The 16,103-nt window shown below is 64.4% G+C and carries 16 protein-coding genes; 7 read left to right on the top strand and 9 right to left on the bottom strand.

Going from position 1 to position 16,103, the window contains the following annotated elements; genetic code table 11:
- The gene (gene lptG / locus ASE85_RS02710; RefSeq protein ID WP_056683025.1) at positions 1 to 1,101 is read left to right on the top strand and encodes an LPS export ABC transporter permease LptG; all 1,101 of its coding nucleotides are present in this window, start codon (positions 1 to 3) and stop codon (positions 1,099 to 1,101) included.
- 262 nt (positions 1,102 to 1,363) lie between these two features.
- Here lptG and ASE85_RS02705 read toward each other — a convergent pair whose 3' ends face one another.
- Complete coding sequence (locus tag ASE85_RS02705) at positions 1,364 to 2,431, bottom strand: fatty acid desaturase family protein (protein WP_056683022.1); 1,068 nt, start codon at positions 2,429 to 2,431, stop codon at positions 1,364 to 1,366.
- 150 nt (positions 2,432 to 2,581) lie between these two features.
- On the opposite strand from ASE85_RS02705, the gene ASE85_RS02700 reads away from it, so the two are divergent.
- Both ASE85_RS02700 and ASE85_RS02695 read left to right on the top strand, forming a co-directional pair.
- The gene (locus tag ASE85_RS02700) at positions 2,582 to 3,751 is read left to right on the top strand and encodes a GNAT family N-acetyltransferase (protein WP_056684281.1); all 1,170 of its coding nucleotides are present in this window, start codon (positions 2,582 to 2,584) and stop codon (positions 3,749 to 3,751) included.
- Positions 3,752 to 3,835: 84 nt separating this feature from the next.
- Positions 3,836 to 4,018 carry a CsbD family protein gene (locus tag ASE85_RS02695; RefSeq protein WP_056683020.1) on the top strand — a complete coding sequence of 61 codons (183 nt, stop codon included), beginning with the start codon at positions 3,836 to 3,838 and terminating at the stop codon, positions 4,016 to 4,018.
- A gap of 236 nt (positions 4,019 to 4,254) precedes the next feature.
- Here ASE85_RS02695 and ASE85_RS02690 read toward each other — a convergent pair whose 3' ends face one another.
- Positions 4,255 to 5,625 carry an alanine/glycine:cation symporter family protein gene (locus ASE85_RS02690; protein WP_056684277.1) on the bottom strand — a complete coding sequence of 457 codons (1,371 nt, stop codon included), beginning with the start codon at positions 5,623 to 5,625 and terminating at the stop codon, positions 4,255 to 4,257.
- A 216-nt stretch (positions 5,626 to 5,841) separates the two neighbouring features.
- On the opposite strand from ASE85_RS02690, the gene glmM reads away from it, so the two are divergent.
- The 4 genes from glmM to ASE85_RS02670 all read left to right on the top strand — a co-directional run bounded on the left by glmM (position 5,842) and on the right by ASE85_RS02670 (position 9,003).
- Positions 5,842 to 7,182 carry a phosphoglucosamine mutase gene (gene glmM / locus ASE85_RS02685; protein ID WP_056683017.1) on the top strand — a complete coding sequence of 447 codons (1,341 nt, stop codon included), beginning with the start codon at positions 5,842 to 5,844 and terminating at the stop codon, positions 7,180 to 7,182.
- Positions 7,183 to 7,290: 108 nt separating this feature from the next.
- The gene (locus ASE85_RS02680) at positions 7,291 to 7,515 is read left to right on the top strand and encodes a DUF1272 domain-containing protein (RefSeq protein ID WP_056683014.1); all 225 of its coding nucleotides are present in this window, start codon (positions 7,291 to 7,293) and stop codon (positions 7,513 to 7,515) included.
- The gene (gene thiD, locus ASE85_RS02675) at positions 7,512 to 8,396 is read left to right on the top strand and encodes a bifunctional hydroxymethylpyrimidine kinase/phosphomethylpyrimidine kinase (protein ID WP_056683012.1); all 885 of its coding nucleotides are present in this window, start codon (positions 7,512 to 7,514) and stop codon (positions 8,394 to 8,396) included. Before ASE85_RS02680 ends, thiD begins: the two co-directional genes overlap by 4 nt.
- A complete protein-coding gene (locus ASE85_RS02670; protein ID WP_056683010.1) occupies positions 8,389 to 9,003 on the top strand; it encodes a ribonuclease HII in 615 nt (204 codons plus the stop codon). The genes thiD and ASE85_RS02670 overlap by 8 nt, the downstream gene beginning before the upstream one ends.
- A gap of 3 nt (positions 9,004 to 9,006) precedes the next feature.
- Here ASE85_RS02670 and ASE85_RS02665 read toward each other — a convergent pair whose 3' ends face one another.
- The 7 genes from ASE85_RS02665 to cpaB all read right to left on the bottom strand — a co-directional run bounded on the left by ASE85_RS02665 (position 9,007) and on the right by cpaB (position 16,078).
- Positions 9,007 to 9,423, bottom strand: coding sequence for a DUF2147 domain-containing protein (locus ASE85_RS02665; RefSeq protein ID WP_056683007.1), 417 nt, complete (start codon positions 9,421 to 9,423; stop codon positions 9,007 to 9,009).
- Between the two features lie 126 nt (positions 9,424 to 9,549).
- A complete protein-coding gene (locus ASE85_RS02660; protein WP_056683004.1) occupies positions 9,550 to 10,539 on the bottom strand; it encodes a type II secretion system F family protein in 990 nt (329 codons plus the stop codon).
- Positions 10,540 to 10,558: 19 nt separating this feature from the next.
- Positions 10,559 to 11,557: a type II secretion system F family protein gene (locus tag ASE85_RS02655; RefSeq protein WP_056683001.1), complete on the bottom strand. Its 999-nt coding sequence runs from the start codon at positions 11,555 to 11,557 to the stop codon at positions 10,559 to 10,561.
- Between the two features lie 70 nt (positions 11,558 to 11,627).
- On the bottom strand, positions 11,628 to 12,917 hold the full coding sequence (locus ASE85_RS02650; protein WP_056682998.1) for a pilus assembly protein CpaE: 1,290 nt from the start codon (positions 12,915 to 12,917) through the stop codon (positions 11,628 to 11,630).
- 1 nt (position 12,918) lies between these two features.
- Entirely contained in the window at positions 12,919 to 13,569 is a 651-nt protein-coding gene (locus ASE85_RS02645; protein ID WP_056682996.1) for a CpaD family pilus assembly protein, read from the bottom strand.
- Positions 13,570 to 13,584: 15 nt separating this feature from the next.
- Positions 13,585 to 15,063: a type II and III secretion system protein family protein gene (locus ASE85_RS02640; RefSeq protein WP_056682993.1), complete on the bottom strand. Its 1,479-nt coding sequence runs from the start codon at positions 15,061 to 15,063 to the stop codon at positions 13,585 to 13,587.
- A 1-nt stretch (position 15,064) separates the two neighbouring features.
- Positions 15,065 to 16,078 carry a Flp pilus assembly protein CpaB gene (cpaB, locus tag ASE85_RS02635; protein ID WP_056682990.1) on the bottom strand — a complete coding sequence of 338 codons (1,014 nt, stop codon included), beginning with the start codon at positions 16,076 to 16,078 and terminating at the stop codon, positions 15,065 to 15,067.
- Positions 16,079 to 16,103 lie beyond the last annotated feature (25 nt).

The raw sequence follows: 16,103 nt of genomic DNA, 5'->3' as shown, positions 1-16,103 counted from the left end.
ATGCAGTTCAACTTCTTCCCCTCGCGCCAGATCAGCCTTTACATGGCGCGCCTGTTCCTGACCCGCACCTTTGCGGTGCTGGCGCTGCTGGTCGTCGTGCTCCAGACGCTCGACCTGCTCGGCAATTCCGGCGACGTGCTGGCCTATCCGGGCAATGGCGACGCGCAATTATGGCATTATGTCGGCCTGCGCGCGCCACAGATCATCGCCCGGTTCCTGCCCTTTTCCGTGCTGCTGGGCACGCTGGTGATGCTGGCGACGCTCAACCAGAACAGCGAAATCATCTCGATGAAGGCGGCCGGTCTGTCCGCGCACCAGATTTTGGCGCCGCTGGTGCTGGCGGCGCTGGGCGTGTCGGTCATCAGCTTCGTCTTCAACGAACGGATCGTCGTCCGCTCGACGGCGGCGCTGAGTGCCTGGGAAGCGGTGGATTATGGCCCGATCCCGCGCGACAGCGGCGTGAAAAGCAATCCCTGGGTGCGCGACGGCAATAATCTGGTCAACGCGGCGATCGTCGCCGGGCGCGGCACGCAAGTGCAGTTGCGCAAGGTGCAGATCTACAACCGCATCAACAACAGCCTGACGACGATCGTTCAAGCGCCCAGGGGCCATTATGACGCGGCGAGCAAGAGCTGGCTGCTGGAGGGTGCGCGCCAGTTCGACGTGGCGCGCGGCACCGTCACCAATGTCGGCACCGTCCGTTTCGGCCGCGACATCCGCCCCGACCAGTTCACGCTGGCGAAGGTCGATCCCGACGCGCTGACCTTCCACGAACTGGAGGCGGCGATTTCCGACCTGCATGATGCCGGCCGCCCCACCGCCGAACTGGAAGGCAGCCTGTGGCACAAGCTGTCCGGGCCGCTCTCCGCGCTGCTGATGCCGATCCTGGGGTCGGTCGCGGCCTTCGGCCTCGCGCGTTCGGGGCAATTGTTCATGCGCGCGGTGCTGGGCATGGCGCTGGGCTTCGCCTATTTCGTCGCCGACAATTTCTCGCTCGCGATGGGCAGCCTGGGCGCCTATCCGCCAGTGCTGGCCGCCTGGGCGCCCTTCTTCCTGTTCCTGCTGGTGGGGGAAACAGTTCTCTTCCGCACGGAAGAGTGACGCCCCAATAAAAAGGCCCCGGCGACCAAGGGACGTCGCGCGGGGCCTTCCAGAGGGGGTGTTCCGATCCTCTTAAGGGGGGAGGGGAAAGACCGGAACAACGCCGATATAATTGACGCAAATCCGGTTTCAACCCGCAACTATATTATTTTCTGCGCACTGAGGCGTGGAGCGTTATCCCAACTTATGCCCACCGTTCCCCGGCCTGCGCCGGGGAACTACCCAATTTCCATTCAGCGCCTCCGCGTGATGCTTCTCCGGCTCAGCGCGCCGCCATCGTACTTCGGGCGATCTTGCCGACCAGCGGCATCATCCCCCTGTAATTGCCCCGATGATAGGGCGATCCCGCATCCAGCGTGGCGATCAACTGCGCATGCGCCTTGCCCAGCGCATGATAGGGCACGCTCGGCAGCAGGTGGTGCAACGCATGATAACGCAGGCCCACCGGTGCCCACAAAGCGGGCAGGGTTCCGGGCGGCGGTACGTTGACCGAGTCCAGATATTGCGCCGTCACGGTCATCGGCTCGCCCTCATTCTCCCACAGATGCGCGACAAGGGTGCGCAACTGGTTGATGACGGTCATCGCCGAATGGATCGCCATATAGACCAGCAGGGGCTTCCAGCCGAAGGCGAAGACGCTGCCCACCAGCGCGAGTGCGAACAGGCTTGCGCCGGCTTCCTGGGCTGCCCATTGGCGCGCGAACTCGCCCTCCGGCGGGCGGCGGCGATAGGCGGGATTGATCGACAGCGCCGAAAATTCCGCCACCACCTTGGCGCGCAGCGGCGGGATCAGCAGCGACAGCGGCGTCAACACGCCAAAGCGCAGGATGAGACCCACCGGCGCCAGTGTCGCGACGAGGATGAACAAAGGCAGCGACCAGGGCTTCATCAGCGCCAGCGGCAGATATTCCGGGTCTTCCGCCGTGCCATAGCGGGTGCGCTGATGATGCTGGGTATGCACGCCTTCATACATGAAGGACGGGATCATCAGGGGCACGCCGACGATCAGGTTCCAGCCAAGGCGGAAACCGGGCAGGGCGTCCTTTCGGATATGGGTCAGTTCATGGATGAAGCTGGCCGCGCGATACAGCGCCAGCATCGCCACGATGGCGCAGCCCAACGCGATCGTCCCATTGTCGACCAGAATCGCACCGGCCATCGCGCCCCATCCGACCAGCGCCGACGCCAGCAGATCGGACCAGTAGATGCGCGGATTGGCGGTCGAATAGGCGCGCGTCAAATCGGCAGCGGCGCGCAGCATGGCGGTATCGTCGGGAATGGCCGCCCGCGCCCGCTGCGCGGCGGCAAGAATGGGATCATGCACTGTCATGCGGGCGGTCCTAGCCTCCAAATGCGCTGATATCATGGCAGCACCATGACATATTCATCATGTTGCCGGCCTGAACGGGGCGCGTGATTGACATTCCGCAAACAAGGCGCGAACTGCACCCCATTCCATCTTTCTTTCAAGGCGGCACCTGTGGCGCATAACGATCTGGTCATCACCCCCGTTTCCGGCCCAGTACCCAGCGGGGCCGACCTCAAGGCTTTTATCGACCTGCCCTGGCGGCTTTATGCGAATGATCCCAACTGGGTGCCCCCGTTGAAGGCCGAGGTGAAGGAATTGCTGACGCCTGGGAAGAACCCCTTTTTCGGCCATGCCGAGGCGCAATATTTTCTCGCCCGTCGCAATGGCAAGGTCGTCGGCCGCATTTCCGCCCATATCGATCATCTGGCGCTGGCGCAGCCGGTCGAACAGGGCATGGGACCGGGCACCGGCAATTTCGGCCTGTTCGAGGCGGAGGATGACGCGACCGGGAAAGCGCTGATCGCCACCGCCGAGGACTGGCTGCGCGCCAAGGGCATGACCCGCGTGCTGGGGCCGATTTCTTTGTCCATCTGGGAAGAGCCCGGCCTGCTTGTTTCGGGTCACGATCATCCCCCCACGGTGATGATGGGCCATAACAGCCCTACCTATCAGGCGATGATCGAAGGGGCCGGCTATGTTCCGGTCAAGCAGCTCAAAACCTATGAGCTGGACATCACCAAAAGCTTCCCGCCGCTGATCCAGCGCATCATCCAGTCGGGCGAGAAAAACCCGCGCATCACCATTCGCCGGGTCGACAAGTCGAAATTCGACAGGGAAGCCGCGATCATCCTGGCGATCCTGAACGATGCCTGGGGCAATAATTGGGGTTTCGTGCCGATCACGGACGATGAAATCGCCCACACCGGCAAGAAATTGAAACCGATCGTGTTCGAGGATCTGATCATGATCGCCGAACTGGACGGAGAGCCTGTCGCCTTCATGATGACGCTGCCCGACCTGAATGAGGCGACCAAGTCCCTGAACGGTTCGCTCTTCCCCTTCGGCTTCATCAAGCTGCTGAAATGGCTGCGCAAGCCCAAGGCGCGCACGATGCGCGTCCCGCTCATGGGCGTGGTGCAGCGGCTCCAGTCTTCCCGCATGGCCGGCCAGCTCGCCTTCATGATGATCGAGACGATCCGGCTTCAGGCGATCGCCGATTACGGATCGACCCGTGGCGAGATCGGCTGGGTGCTGGATGATAATCAGGGCATGAACGGCATTGCCGACGCCATCAACAGCACGGTGAACAAAATCTACCAGATTTACGAAAAGCCGCTCTGATATTTTGTTTCGATTGCGTATCGGCGGCAACCCTTTGCGCCGATCGTCGTTGATATTCCAAACCCCTAGCCAAGGAGTATCGACATGGGTGAAGCAACCGACAAGCTGAAGGCCGCAGCCAACAAGGCTGCTGGCGCGGTCAAGGAAGGCATCGGCAAGGCGACCGACAATGACCGCCTGGAAGCCGAAGGCAAGGCGCAGAAGGCCAAGGGCACGGCGCAGGACGTTGCCGGCTCGGTCAAGGGCGCGCTCGGCGACAAGATCTGACGTCACGGCGTCTGCACGAAAACGGCCTCGCACCGAAAGGTGCGGGGCTTTTTCGTTTCTGTCCTACAGTCTGAAAAAATTCTATCCTGATCCGTGGCCCGGCTCAGGCCGGGGAACGCCAGCCGACAGGGTCGCATCATTGCTGTTCGCTGTTACCCGCTGCCGACTGTTGGAGACATTCCGATAGGATCACGCCCGCGTAACGAAATGTCGCATTCTGCGGGAAATGTGCGAAGTTAAGCCGCTTCCTTGGCCAGATAGTCGGCCATATCCCGCCGCAATTCCCCGGCGCACAGATAGAGTGCGATGACGTTGGGAATGGCCATCAGGAAGAAGCTGCTGTCGACGATCCCGACCACCCGGCCCAGGTCGATCGCGGCGGCAGGGGGCAGGGCGACGACATAGAGGATCTTGTAGGTCCATTGCGCCTTTGCCCCATTGCCGAACAGATAGCCCCAGGCCTGCAACCCATAAAAGCCCCAGGCCACCAGCGTCGAATAGGCGAACAGGAACACCACCACCGCCAGCAGCCAGGGGAACCAGGGCGATACCTGCGCAAAGGCGGCGGACGTGATCGCGATCCCTTCCAGCCCGCCATTCCATGTGCCCGCCACCACCAGCGCCAGCCCGCCCAGCGCGCAGACGATCATCGTGCCGAGCAGCGGTTCCAGCAATGCGACCAGCCCTTCCGACACCGGATGTTTCGTCCGCGCCAGACTATGCGCCATCACCGCCGATCCCACGCCCGCCTCGCTGGCGAACACCGCGCGCCGCATCCCCGCGACGAAGGCGCCCACCGCGCCCCCGGTCGCCGCGTCACCTGACCACGCGCCGTTCCAGATCAGCGCCAGCGCGCCGGGAATCTCGCCGATATGCAGGATCAGGATCGCCATGACTCCACCCAGATAGACCGCGACCTTGATCGGGGTCAGCCGCTTCGACACCTCGCCCAGCCAGGCCGCGCCGCCCAGCGTCACCAGCGCAACGGCGCTGGCCAGAAACACGCCATAGGCCCAGCCATTGGTCAGGCCGGTCACGACCTTCACCTGCGCAAAGCTCTGGTTGACCTGCACCATCGGGATCGCGCCGAACAAAGCGAAAAAGGCATAGGCGCCGCCCAGCGCCAGCCCCAGCTTCGGCCAGCCCCGCGCCGCGCCGACGGCTTTCAGCACATACATCGGCCCGCCATGAACATGGCCGCGAGTGTCGAACACGCGATATTTCAGGCCCAGCGTCACCTCCGCCATCTTCACCGTCATCGCGAACCAGCCGATGATGAACATCCACAATATCGCGCCCGGCCCGCCCATGGTCAGCGCCACCGCCACGCCGGCGATATTGCCCAGGCCGATCGTGCCGGACAACGCGGTGGAAAGCGCTGCCCACTGGCTCACATCGCCTTTCGCCTCGCCCGCCTGCGGCTGGCTGCGCAGGATGCGGATGGCGCGCCCGACATGGCGCACATTGGGGAAGCCCAGCCACAGGGTGAAGAACAGCATCGGCAACGCCAGATAGAGCACGATCAGTTCGATCTGCGCGCCGAACAGCGGCACCTTGAAGAACACGGCAGCGGACAGTCCGTCGACGAAGGCGTTGAAATTTTCCATCATGCCCGGATGCCTATGGGGACGCAGATTGTCGACTGAGAAAAACTTGACTCTTTCCCTCTCCGTTCGCCCTGAGTAGGGTCTGGGCGAAGTCGAAGGCCCGTATCGAAGGGTCGCACGACGCGCATGTCCATCGATACGCCGCTTCGACAGGGTCAGCGGCTACTCAGGACGAATGGATGAGTGGGGGCTGTCCCCGAGGAAGATGAGAGCGTTGTGAGCAGGCAATATTTCGGCACCGACGGCATCCGTGGCCGCACCAATCAATGGCCCATGACCGCCGACTTGGCGATGAAGGTCGGCATGGCGGCGGGCACCCATTTCCTGCGCGGCAGCCACCGTCATCGCGTCGTCATCGGCAAGGATACGCGGCTTTCGGGCTATATGGTCGAAAATGCGCTGGTCGCCGGCTTCACCGCAGTCGGCATGGACGTCGTCCAGTTCGGCCCGATCCCGACGCCGGCCGTGGCGCTGCTCGCCCATTCGATGCGCGCGGACCTTGGCGTCATGATCTCCGCCAGTCACAACCCTTATTTCGACAACGGGATCAAACTGTTCGGCCCGGACGGCTACAAGCTGTCGGACGAGGACGAACTGAAGATCGAGGCGTTGCTGGATCAGGATATCGCGCTCGCCGCGTCGAAAGATATCGGTCGCGCCCGCCGGGTCGAGGACGCCCGTGGCCGCTATATCCATGCGGTCAAGTCCAGCTTCCCCGCCGACCTGCGGCTCGATGGCCTCAAGATCGTGGTCGATTGCGCCAATGGCGCCGCCTATCAGGTCGCGCCCTCGGCGCTCTGGGAACTGGGCGCCACCGTGGTCGCGGTCGGCGTCACCCCCAACGGCACCAACATCAACGACGGCTGCGGCTCCACCGCGCCCTTGCTGTTGCAGGAAACCGTGGTGTCCTCCGGCGCCGACATCGGCATCGCGCTGGACGGCGACGCCGACCGGCTGATCGTGGTCGATGAAAAGGGCCAGATCGTCGACGGGGACCAGATCATGGCGCTGATCGCCGCCAATTTCGCGCGGGAAGGCACGCTGCGCGGCGGCGGACTGGTCGCGACGATCATGTCGAACCTCGGCCTCGAACGCTTCCTGTCGGACAAGGGCATCGCGCTGGAACGCACCAAGGTCGGCGACCGCTATGTGCTGGAACGGATGCGAGAGGGCGGCTTCAACGTCGGCGGCGAACAGTCCGGCCACATGATCCTGTCCGACTATGCCACCACCGGCGACGGGACGGTCGCCGCGCTACAGGTGCTCGCCGCGCTGGTCCGCTCCGGCAAGCCCGCCAGCGAAGTGCTGCACCAGTTCGATCCGGTGCCGCAACTGCTCAAAAATGTCCGCTTCTCTGGCGGGAAGCCGCTGGAGCATGACGATGTGAAGCGCGTCATCGCGCAGGCGCAAGCCGAGTTGAACGGCACCGGCCGCCTCGTCATCCGCCCGTCCGGCACCGAACCGGTGATCCGCGTGATGGCGGAAGGGGATCGCGAGGATCAGGTGAAGGATGTCGTGGAGCGCATCTGCGCCGCAGTGGAAAAGGCGGCTGCATGATGACGATCACCATTCGTCATCCCAGCGAAGGCTGGGATCTCGCTTCTTTGTCTGACTTGCCAAAAAGCAGTGAGATGCCAGCCTCCGCTGGCATGACGGAGTGTTCCCATGCTTGAGATGCGCCCCGACTGCGAACGTTGCGGCACGGACCTGCCCGCCGACCAGCCCGGCGCGTTCATATGCTCGTTCGAGTGCACCTGGTGTGCACCTTGCGCGGAGGCGCTGGACGATCGCTGCCCCAATTGCGGTGGCGAGTTGATGGACCGCCCGACCCGCACGGGCAAGGCGCTGGCCAATAATCCCGCCTCGACGGAGCGGCATTTCAAGGGATGACGCCTGCCCGCATCCTCATCATCGCCGGTTCCGACAGTGGGGGCGGCGCGGGTATTCAGGCGGACCTCAAGACCGTGACGCTGCTGGGCGGCTTCGGCATGACGGCAATCACCGCGATCACCGCGCAGAATACGCTGGGCGTGCAGGGCGTCCACCCGATCCCGACCGACATGGTGCTGGCGCAGATGGAGAGCTGCATCAGCGACATCGGCGTCGACGCGGTGAAGATCGGGATGATCGGCAGCGCGCAGACGGCCAACGCCGTCGCCGACCGGCTGGCGCTGCTGGACGACGTGCAGATCATCTTCGATCCGGTCATGGTCGCGACCAGCGGTGCCCTGCTGGCGGATGACGCCACCATCGCCGCGTTCGAAAAGCTGATGCGCGTCGCTACCGTCATCACCCCGAACCTGCCTGAACTGGAGGCGCTGACTGGCCGGCGCATCTTGGACCTGGACGGGCTGGAGGACGCCGCGCAGGCGCTGCGCGAACGCACCGGTGCCGTGATTCTCGCCAAGGGCGGCCATCTGCCCCAGCAGGCGGAGGATGATCGGCCACTGATCCACGACCTGCTGGTCGATGAGGATATGGTCGCGGACTTTTCGATCAAACGGATCGAGACGCGCCATAGCCATGGCACTGGCTGCACATTGGCGAGCGCCGTCGCGACCGGGCTGGGCGCGGGCTTGTCGCTGGGGGATGCCGTCGATCGGGCGGAGGCTTTCGTCGCGGCGGCGCTGGCGGCGGCGCCGGGTTTGGGGCAGGGCCATGGCCCGATGGGGCATGCGCTGGGACTGACGCCTTTCTATCACCTGCTGGCAGCAAAGGATGGTGATGGCTGGGACGCGGCGGCCTTTGCTGCGCGATATTCCGATGCCTGATTTTGCGCACGAACTCATCCATCATCCCGGCCTGGTCGCGGGCGTGGATGAAGCGGGCCGGGGACCGCTGGCCGGGCCGGTAGTCGCTGCCGCCGTCATCCTGCGCGCCGACGATTGCCCCGATGGTCTCAACGACAGCAAGAAGCTCAGCGCGAAAAAGCGCGCCACGCTGGAAAGCCAGATCAAGGATCGCGCCCTGTGCTGGGGCATCGGCATCGCTTCCGTTGCGGAAATCGATGAGATCAACATCCTCTGGGCGACGATGCTGGCCATGAGCCGCGCGGTCGAGGCGCTGGAGCAGGACTGTGCCCATGTGCTGGTCGACGGCAATTTCAATCCGAATGGGCGCTGCCCCTCATGGCGCTGGCCCGCCACCGCGATCGTGGAGGGCGACGCCCAATGCCTCTCGATCGCGGCGGCCTCGATCCTCGCCAAGGAGGAACGCGACCGGATGATGCTCGCGGCGGCGGCCGACTATCCCCATTATGGCTGGGACACGAACAAGGGCTATGGCAGCGCTCAGCATCTCGCCGCGCTGCGCGAACATGGCCCGACGCCGCTCCACCGGCGCAGCTTCGCCCCGGTGGCCCAGCTCAGCCTGCTGTAGGATTTAACGCACCGGCGTCCAGGTCTGCGTCTTGCAGAAGAAGGAAATGCAGCCCTGCACCTTGAGCGAGCCATTGGCGTTGCGGGTCAGCTTCGACACATAGCTCTTGCCGCTTTCGGGATCGTAGATCGTGCCCTTCCAATGGGCGCCATCATCCTCGAACCCGGTCAGCAGAGCCAGCCCGACCAGCGGCTTGGATTGCAAGGCCGGATCGGGATTCTTGATGTCGGTCTGCGGCCGGCCGGGGGTAGGCTTTATGATCTTCTCGATCCTGCCGCACAGATGTTTTCCGCAAGGCGCGATCTGGACGATCGCCTTGCCATCCACCGTGGCCCAGCGGCCGGTGACGGGCTGGGCCGCCTGCGCGGGCAGGGCGATGGCGGCGATCAGGGTTGCGAGGGCGATTAAAGCCGGTCTCATGCGATCCACTCCTTGTCTTTGTCCTTGGGATAGCCATGAAAAAGCCTGCCCGCCATCGCCTTTTCGGGCGGGGCGGGCAGGTCTTTCGGGCGACGCTACGGCAGCGCCGATCCCTGTCCAAAGTTTTTAGAAGGCGGTGCTGATAGAACAGGCCGCCGGACCCAGGATGACGACGAACAGGGTCGGCAGGATGAACAGAATCAGCGGCACGGTCATGATCGCGGGCAGGCGCGCGGCCTTTTCCTCGGCGCGCATCATGCGCTCATGGCGGAACTCGGCCGACAACACCCGAAGGGCCGACGCGAGCGGGGTGCCATATTTCTCGGTCTGGATCATGGTCGTGACCACGCCCTTGACCGCGTCCAGCTTCACGCGGGTCGCAAGGTTCTCGAACGCCATGCGCCGCTCGGTCAGGAAGCTGAGTTCGATCGCGGTCAACTGAAACTCGTCGCCCAGTTCGGGATAGGCCTTGCCCAGTTCGCGCGACACACGATTGAAGGCGGCGTCGACGGTCAGGCCCGCTTCGGCGCAGATCACCAGCAGGTCGAGCGCATCGGGCAGGCCCTTGCGGATCGCAGCGGCGCGCTTCTGCACCTTGTTGTTGATGTACAGGTCAGGCGCCTTGTAGGCGAGCAGCAGCGCCACGGCGAAGGCGAAGAAACGCTTCATCGGCCCCCATTCGGGTTCGATGCCGACGCCATAGAGAAGGATCGCGGCCAGGCCGCCGATCATGATCGGCAGGATCATGCGACCGAAGATGACCGCGACGGCCCAGTCCTTCGACCGGATGCCGGCCTGCGCCAGGCGGATCTGCGCGTCCTTCAACTGGTCGTCCTGCAAGACCTTCAGGCTCGACAGGAAGGACCGCATATTGTCGGTCGTCTGGTTCTTGCGGACCAGCTTGGCGCGGCGCTTGGCGGTGGAGGCGGTGATGCCCGCCTTCAATTGCTCGCGGCGATCGTTCAGCGCCTTGACGCGCTTGGCCATGGGATCGCGCACGGTCATCACCGCGTAGAGCGCGAACAGCATGGCCAGCGTGGCCAGCGCGGCCAGCAACGTGCCGAAATCGGTCGCTGTCAGGCCAAAGAGGGTGCCGGCGGGGTTGGGAGCGTCCATGATCTCTTGTCCTTGCCCGTCAGATTTCGAAATTGACCATCTGGGCCATGATGAAGGCGCCGATGCCCATCCAGCACATGCCGCCGATGCCGACCACCTGCATGGTGCCCAGGCCGAAGATTCCCGCCGGGTCCGGCGTGAAGAACGGCGTCATATAGTTGAAGTTGATGTAGCAGATCATGCCGAAGACCAGGAAAGGCAGCACGCCGATGATGTAGGCGGACGCCTTGGATTCAGACGACATGGCCCGGATCTTCAGCTTCATCTGCGCGCGCTGGCGCAGCACGGTGGCCAGGTTCGACAGCGTTTCGGCAAGGTTGCCGCCGGTCTCGCGCTGGATCGCCAGGGTGATGACGAAGAACTGGAATTCGGGCGTGCCCAGCCGGTCGGCGGTTTCCTGAAGCGCCTGCTCCATGGTCCGGCCGATCTTGATCCGTTCGGTGATGAGCTTGAATTCCTCGCCCACGGGTCCGGGAATTTCGCTCGACACGATGCCCAGCGTCTCCGCGATCGGCAGGCCCGATCGCAGGCCGCGGGTCAGCAGTTCCAGCGCGTCTGGGAATTTGACGGTGAATTTGTTCACGCGGCCCTTGATCAGGCGACCGACCCACCAGTGCGGCAGGCCCAGCCCAGCCGCAAGGCCGACCATCATCGCGAACAGGAAGGGGAAGCCGCGTAGCATCAGAAAGGCCGACAGCAGCAGGAATATGATGGCGCAGCTCGTCATATACTGGTTGAGCGTCCACTTCTTGCCGGTCATCTTCAGACGCTTGGTCAGATTTTCCGGGTTCGGGATCAGCGACACCAGCATCTTGGCTTCGTTGCCGGTCGCCCGATTGGAAATCGCCCGGCGCATCCGTGCTTCCAGCAGCGCTTCGGCCGACTCGCTGTGGCGACCACGGATCATCGCGACGCGGCGCTTGCGCGCCTTGTCCGGCGACGGGCCGGCGAATGCGACGATCGCAAGCCCCAGCAGGGTCGCGATCAGCACCGTTATGAGGATGAAATTGCCGTCCATCTCGCCGCCTGTCTTTTAACCCGTCTTGTCAGGATGCCGCCCCGCCCCGATCAGGGGGCGGCGCCTGCGATCAATTGTCCAGCGTCGCCTTGACCTTGCGGCGCGACGGCATCATCGACTTGAAGTCTATCTTGCCCAGAAGGGAATCTCCCTTCTTGCTGCCGGCCTTTGGCGCGGCATTCGCATCCTCAGCCTCGACGGCGCCCAGCACATGGTCCAACAACTCGGTGCAGGCCGCACCGACCTTGCTGCCCTTGGCGGCTTCCGCCAGCGTCTTGCCCAGCTTGGCGGCCTGCGACGCGATGCGCAGGTCGAACGGCACGATGACATCGACCTTGCGCTCGATCGACTGCTCGAAATCCTTGCGGCTGATCTCTGGCGCGCCGGGATGGACGCGGTTGGCGACCACCAGCACGCGCGTCTGCGGCGCATTGCTCTTCAGCCAGGACAGGATGCGGATCGTGTCGCGCGCACCGGCCAGCGTCAGTTCCGTCACGACCAGCGTGACATTGACGTCGGTCATCAGGTGCGGATGCTGGATCAGCATGTTGCGCGGCAGATCGATCACGCTGCATTCGAAGGCGAGGCGGAACTCTTCCAGCAACTGGTAGAACGCGCCGCCATCGGTCATCATCGGCTGGCTGATCGGCGCTTCGGCCGACAGGATCGCCAACGTGTCGCTCGCCCGCACCATCGCCCGTTCGATGAACAGCCCGTCGATGCGGCTGGGATTTTCGATCGCGTCGGTCAGGCCGCGGCCCGGCTCCAGGTCCATCGCCAGCGCGTTGGTCCCGAAATGCACGTCCAGGTCGAGCAGTGCGGTCGGGCGCTTCTTCTTTTCCGATAGCAGCCAGGACAGCGAGGTCGCGATGCTGGACGCGCCGACGCCGCCGCGCGTGCCGATCACGGAGATGGTGCTGTGCGGCCGTTCCGGCGCCGCGTCGCGCGGGGCCATGAACACGGCCTGCGCCTGCGCCAGTGCGTCGCGCAACTGGTCCGCGCCAAAGGGCTTGAGCAGATAATCCTGGATGCCGCTGGCCACCAGATCGCGATAGAGGCGCACGTCATTGACCTGCCCGGCGGCGATCACCACCGTGCCCGGCTCGCACACTTCGGCCAGCGAATTGATGTCGTTCAGCGGATCGCCGCTTTCGGACATGTCGACGAACAGGATCTGCGGCGATGCGGTGATCGACAGGCTCTGCACCGCATTGCGCATGCCGCCCTTGTTCACCTTCTCCGGCGCCCAGCCCAGTTCGGCCGCGACGGCGCGCAGCATGTCGAAACTGTGATCGTCGCAGACGAAGGCGTGGAACGGATCGCGCTGCCCGCCCATACCCGGTTTCCAGGGTGCGTTCATCTTACTGGCCTCCCGCCGTCATTTGCTTCAGGTCGCCCGCACCGGTCGGGGCCTTTTCGCGATAGGTCGAAATGGCGCGGTTGGACGTCGCCGTGCGCAGGTCGCTGTCGGTGCCCTGGCCACGGACCAGGTCTTCAGGATTGGCGACCATCGCGGCCAGATTGCTGTTCACGCCGCAGCCGAAATTGGAACTGGTGGCCAGATTGCCGCTGGTTTCCTGCTTGGCGCTCCAGTCGGGGCAGCCCGGTACGCTGGCGGTGGCGCGGCGCACGATCAGGCGGACGCTGCCCGCCGGAGCCTGGCCGGCCTCGGCCGAACTATCTTCCGCGACCAGCAGGCCACGTCGTGCCACGACATCGCCGATATCGTCCCGCAGGGCAGGGCTGTAATAGGCGCCGTCGGTCACGATCGCGATGCTGTCGCCATAGCCAAGGCCGATCGACACGAACCAGTCGTTCAGGCGGATCGCCTCATTGGGCGTCAGGCCGCCACTGGCGCCGGCCTGCACGTCGAAAGTGTAGGCGGCGTGGCTGACCACCGGCTGATGCACCGAATCCACGCTGCGGTTGGAGCGGGGCAGGGCATGGGCGGTCACCGGCAGGGCGATGACGGCGAAGGCTGCAAGAGCCTTGAGAGACAGAGGGGAAGTCATGTCTTTATCCTTCCGTCAGAAGCTGAAGCCGGGCGCGGCGGCGCCGGGCTTGTTCGACTTGCCGGGCGTCGCGGCCGAGATTTGCGATCCGGGCACCACTGGCGTCGATCCGGGAGCGCGGGTCGGCGCAGGGGCGCGGGCGCCGCTGATGCCGTCATTGCCCTGTTGCAGGAACAGGCCCTGCGCCTGGGTCGCGTTGCGGAAGCCGTCGGTCGGCAGGCGCACGTCCGATGCGTTCATCGGCTTGACCAGATACGGCGTGACCATGATGACGAGTTCCGTCTCCGATCGCTGGAACGAGCGCGACTTGAACAGGCTGCCCAGGATCGGCAGATCGCCCAGGAACGGCACCTTGTTGATGGTGTTGCCGGTTTCGTTGTTGAGCAGGCCAGCGATCATGAAGGCCTGTCCCGAACCCAGCTCGACCGTGGTTTCGGCCGTGCGGCTCTTGAGCGCGGGCACATCGGAATTGATCGAAAAGTCCAGGCTCGACACGGTCGGGCGGACCCGCAGCGAAATGCGCCCGTCGGCCAGCACCGTCGGCGTGAAGGCCAACTGCACGCCATATTGCTTGAATTCGATGCTGTTGCCGTTGTTGGCGCCATTGTTGATCGTGTAGGGATATTCACCACCGGCCAGGAAACTGGCCGTCTCGCCCGACAGTGACGTCAGGTTGGGCTGGGCAAGGACCGTCGCAAGACCGCTCGATTCCGCCAGATCCAGAGCGCCGGCGATATCCAGACCGAACAAGCGCGCCACGCCGCCCAGGCTATAGCCGCCGTCGGAGGGTGTCGTGAAGGTGCCGCCGCCATTCTCGTTGAATTCGACGAAGCTGCGCGAGCCGCCGCCGATAAAGCCGGCCGTGCTGCCGCCGCTGCGGTCGATGCTGGAGAAATTGGTGCCGATCTTGTGGCCGACATCCTTGCTGACTTCGGCGATCTTCACCTGCAACATGACCTGCAACGGCGTCGCCATGCGCAGGCGGCTGACCACCGTCACGTCCTTGCCTACGAAGGCCTGCGTCAGCCGTTCAGCCTCCGCTGCATCCTCTGGCGCCTGGATCGTGCCGGTCAGCAGGACCATGCCGTTCATCTTGTTGACCGCGATGTTCGCGCCGGGCATCGCCAGGCGGAGCATGTCGTCGATACTGGTCAGGTTGTTGCCGACCCGCACCGTGCCCGAAAACAGCACCTTGCCGTTGGGGGCGGTCGCGAAGACGGTGGTTTCGCCGGCCTTCTTCGCGATCAGGTAGAGCTGGTTCTGCGACCGGACATGGACATCGACTACATCGGGATTGGCGATCACCACGTCCGACATCTTCGCCGGCAGGTTGACGACGCGACTGCCGCCCACCGACATCAGGATCGCGTTGTCCTGTGCACTGGAGGGGGCGGCGTTGAGCGCCGTGGTCGGTGCGGCGATCGACGCGACCGCCAGGCCCAGGGCGATTGCCGGAGCGGCAAGGCGCGGGGCGCGATTGTGCAGGCTCTTCATCTCACTTCCCCCCGACCGGAACTTCGGTCACGTTGGTGCCGCGCGCCACGCGGATCACCGGGCCTTTGAAGGCGACGGTGCCCATCGGTGCGCCGTTGGCGGCGACCATCGGGGGCATGGGTGCTTCGGCCTTGGCCGGGACCGAGCTGCGCTGGTAGCGCGACACGTCGGCACCGGTCGAATAGGTGGAGCCGCGATCGACCGGGCGGGCGGCCAGCTTCGCGATGATCGCCTTTTCGGCGTTCGCATTGGCATTGCCGGGCAGGTCGACATCGGTACCCGCGATCGCCGCGTCCAGATCCGACGCCGTATCGGCCATGGAACGGAGCGACATGGAAAGCGACCCGATGGTCTGCGATACCGCGATCTTCTCGGCGATCTTGGGCGTCACTTCGATCGTGACGTTGGAATAGGTGCGAACCTCCGGCTTGCCGTCCGCGCCCATCGCATCCATGCGCTGGTCGGTGGCGAGCACGCGCAGGTTGCGCAGGATGGTTTCGGATACCCTCAACGGGTCGCCGTCGCCGCCGCCATTGACGCTCTGCGTCAGGACGAGGTCGATGCGATCGCCCGGAAAGACGAAGCCCGCGACCGAGCTTTGCGCCGACACGGGCACCGTCACGGCGCGCATGCCCGGCCCAAGCGCCGCAGCCAGGAAGCCGCGATCGCCGGGCTTGACGATGCTGCCTTGGGTCATCGGCTGTCCGGCGGTGATGGCGGTGCGTACGACGCTGCCGGCCAGCTTGGCGGGATCGGCCTGACCCTTGAGATAATAGGCCTGTTCGATCAAATCCTTGGGCCAAGGCTGGAAGCGGAAGCTTTCCGCGTCCAGGATGGTCCCCACCGGCAGAGCCTTGGTCGCGACCAGCACATGCGGCTGGTCGGCTTCAACCGGCATGTTGGCGGCATTGACCTGAGGCGCGCCTGACGAACTCAACATGCTGCGCGCAAGCAAGGCTGTAGTGACCGCTATGATTAGCGCCCCCACCAGCAGCACGATCTTCTTAGCATCCATGACGAAATTCGCCTCCCTCAAATGG

It is taken from the genome of Sphingobium sp. Leaf26 (assembly GCF_001421665.1).
Lineage (GTDB): Bacteria > Pseudomonadota > Alphaproteobacteria > Sphingomonadales > Sphingomonadaceae > Sphingobium.
The sequence above is the reverse complement of the archived record's forward strand: the minus strand, read 5'-3'. Positions and strand labels throughout refer to the sequence as shown.

What these genes read in the sequence shown, in the direction of transcription:
- lptG (WP_056683025.1), top strand. Translation starts at nt 1, where the DNA reads ATGCAGTTCAACTTCTTCCCCTCGCGCCAGATCAGCCTTTACATGGCG.
- ASE85_RS02705 (WP_056683022.1), bottom strand. Translation starts at nt 2,431, where the DNA reads ATGACAGTGCATGATCCCATTCTTGCCGCCGCGCAGCGGGCGCGGGCG.
- ASE85_RS02695 (WP_056683020.1), top strand. Translation starts at nt 3,836, where the DNA reads ATGGGTGAAGCAACCGACAAGCTGAAGGCCGCAGCCAACAAGGCTGCT.
- ASE85_RS02690 (WP_056684277.1), bottom strand. Translation starts at nt 5,625, where the DNA reads ATGGAAAATTTCAACGCCTTCGTCGACGGACTGTCCGCTGCCGTGTTC.
- ASE85_RS02680 (WP_056683014.1), top strand. Translation starts at nt 7,291, where the DNA reads ATGCTTGAGATGCGCCCCGACTGCGAACGTTGCGGCACGGACCTGCCC.
- thiD (WP_056683012.1), top strand. Translation starts at nt 7,512, where the DNA reads ATGACGCCTGCCCGCATCCTCATCATCGCCGGTTCCGACAGTGGGGGC.
- ASE85_RS02670 (WP_056683010.1), top strand. Translation starts at nt 8,389, where the DNA reads ATGCCTGATTTTGCGCACGAACTCATCCATCATCCCGGCCTGGTCGCG.
- ASE85_RS02665 (WP_056683007.1), bottom strand. Translation starts at nt 9,423, where the DNA reads ATGAGACCGGCTTTAATCGCCCTCGCAACCCTGATCGCCGCCATCGCC.
- ASE85_RS02660 (WP_056683004.1), bottom strand. Translation starts at nt 10,539, where the DNA reads ATGGACGCTCCCAACCCCGCCGGCACCCTCTTTGGCCTGACAGCGACC.
- ASE85_RS02655 (WP_056683001.1), bottom strand. Translation starts at nt 11,557, where the DNA reads ATGGACGGCAATTTCATCCTCATAACGGTGCTGATCGCGACCCTGCTG.
- ASE85_RS02650 (WP_056682998.1), bottom strand. Translation starts at nt 12,917, where the DNA reads ATGAACGCACCCTGGAAACCGGGTATGGGCGGGCAGCGCGATCCGTTC.
- ASE85_RS02645 (WP_056682996.1), bottom strand. Translation starts at nt 13,569, where the DNA reads ATGACTTCCCCTCTGTCTCTCAAGGCTCTTGCAGCCTTCGCCGTCATC.
- ASE85_RS02640 (WP_056682993.1), bottom strand. Translation starts at nt 15,063, where the DNA reads ATGAAGAGCCTGCACAATCGCGCCCCGCGCCTTGCCGCTCCGGCAATC.
- cpaB (WP_056682990.1), bottom strand. Translation starts at nt 16,078, where the DNA reads ATGGATGCTAAGAAGATCGTGCTGCTGGTGGGGGCGCTAATCATAGCG.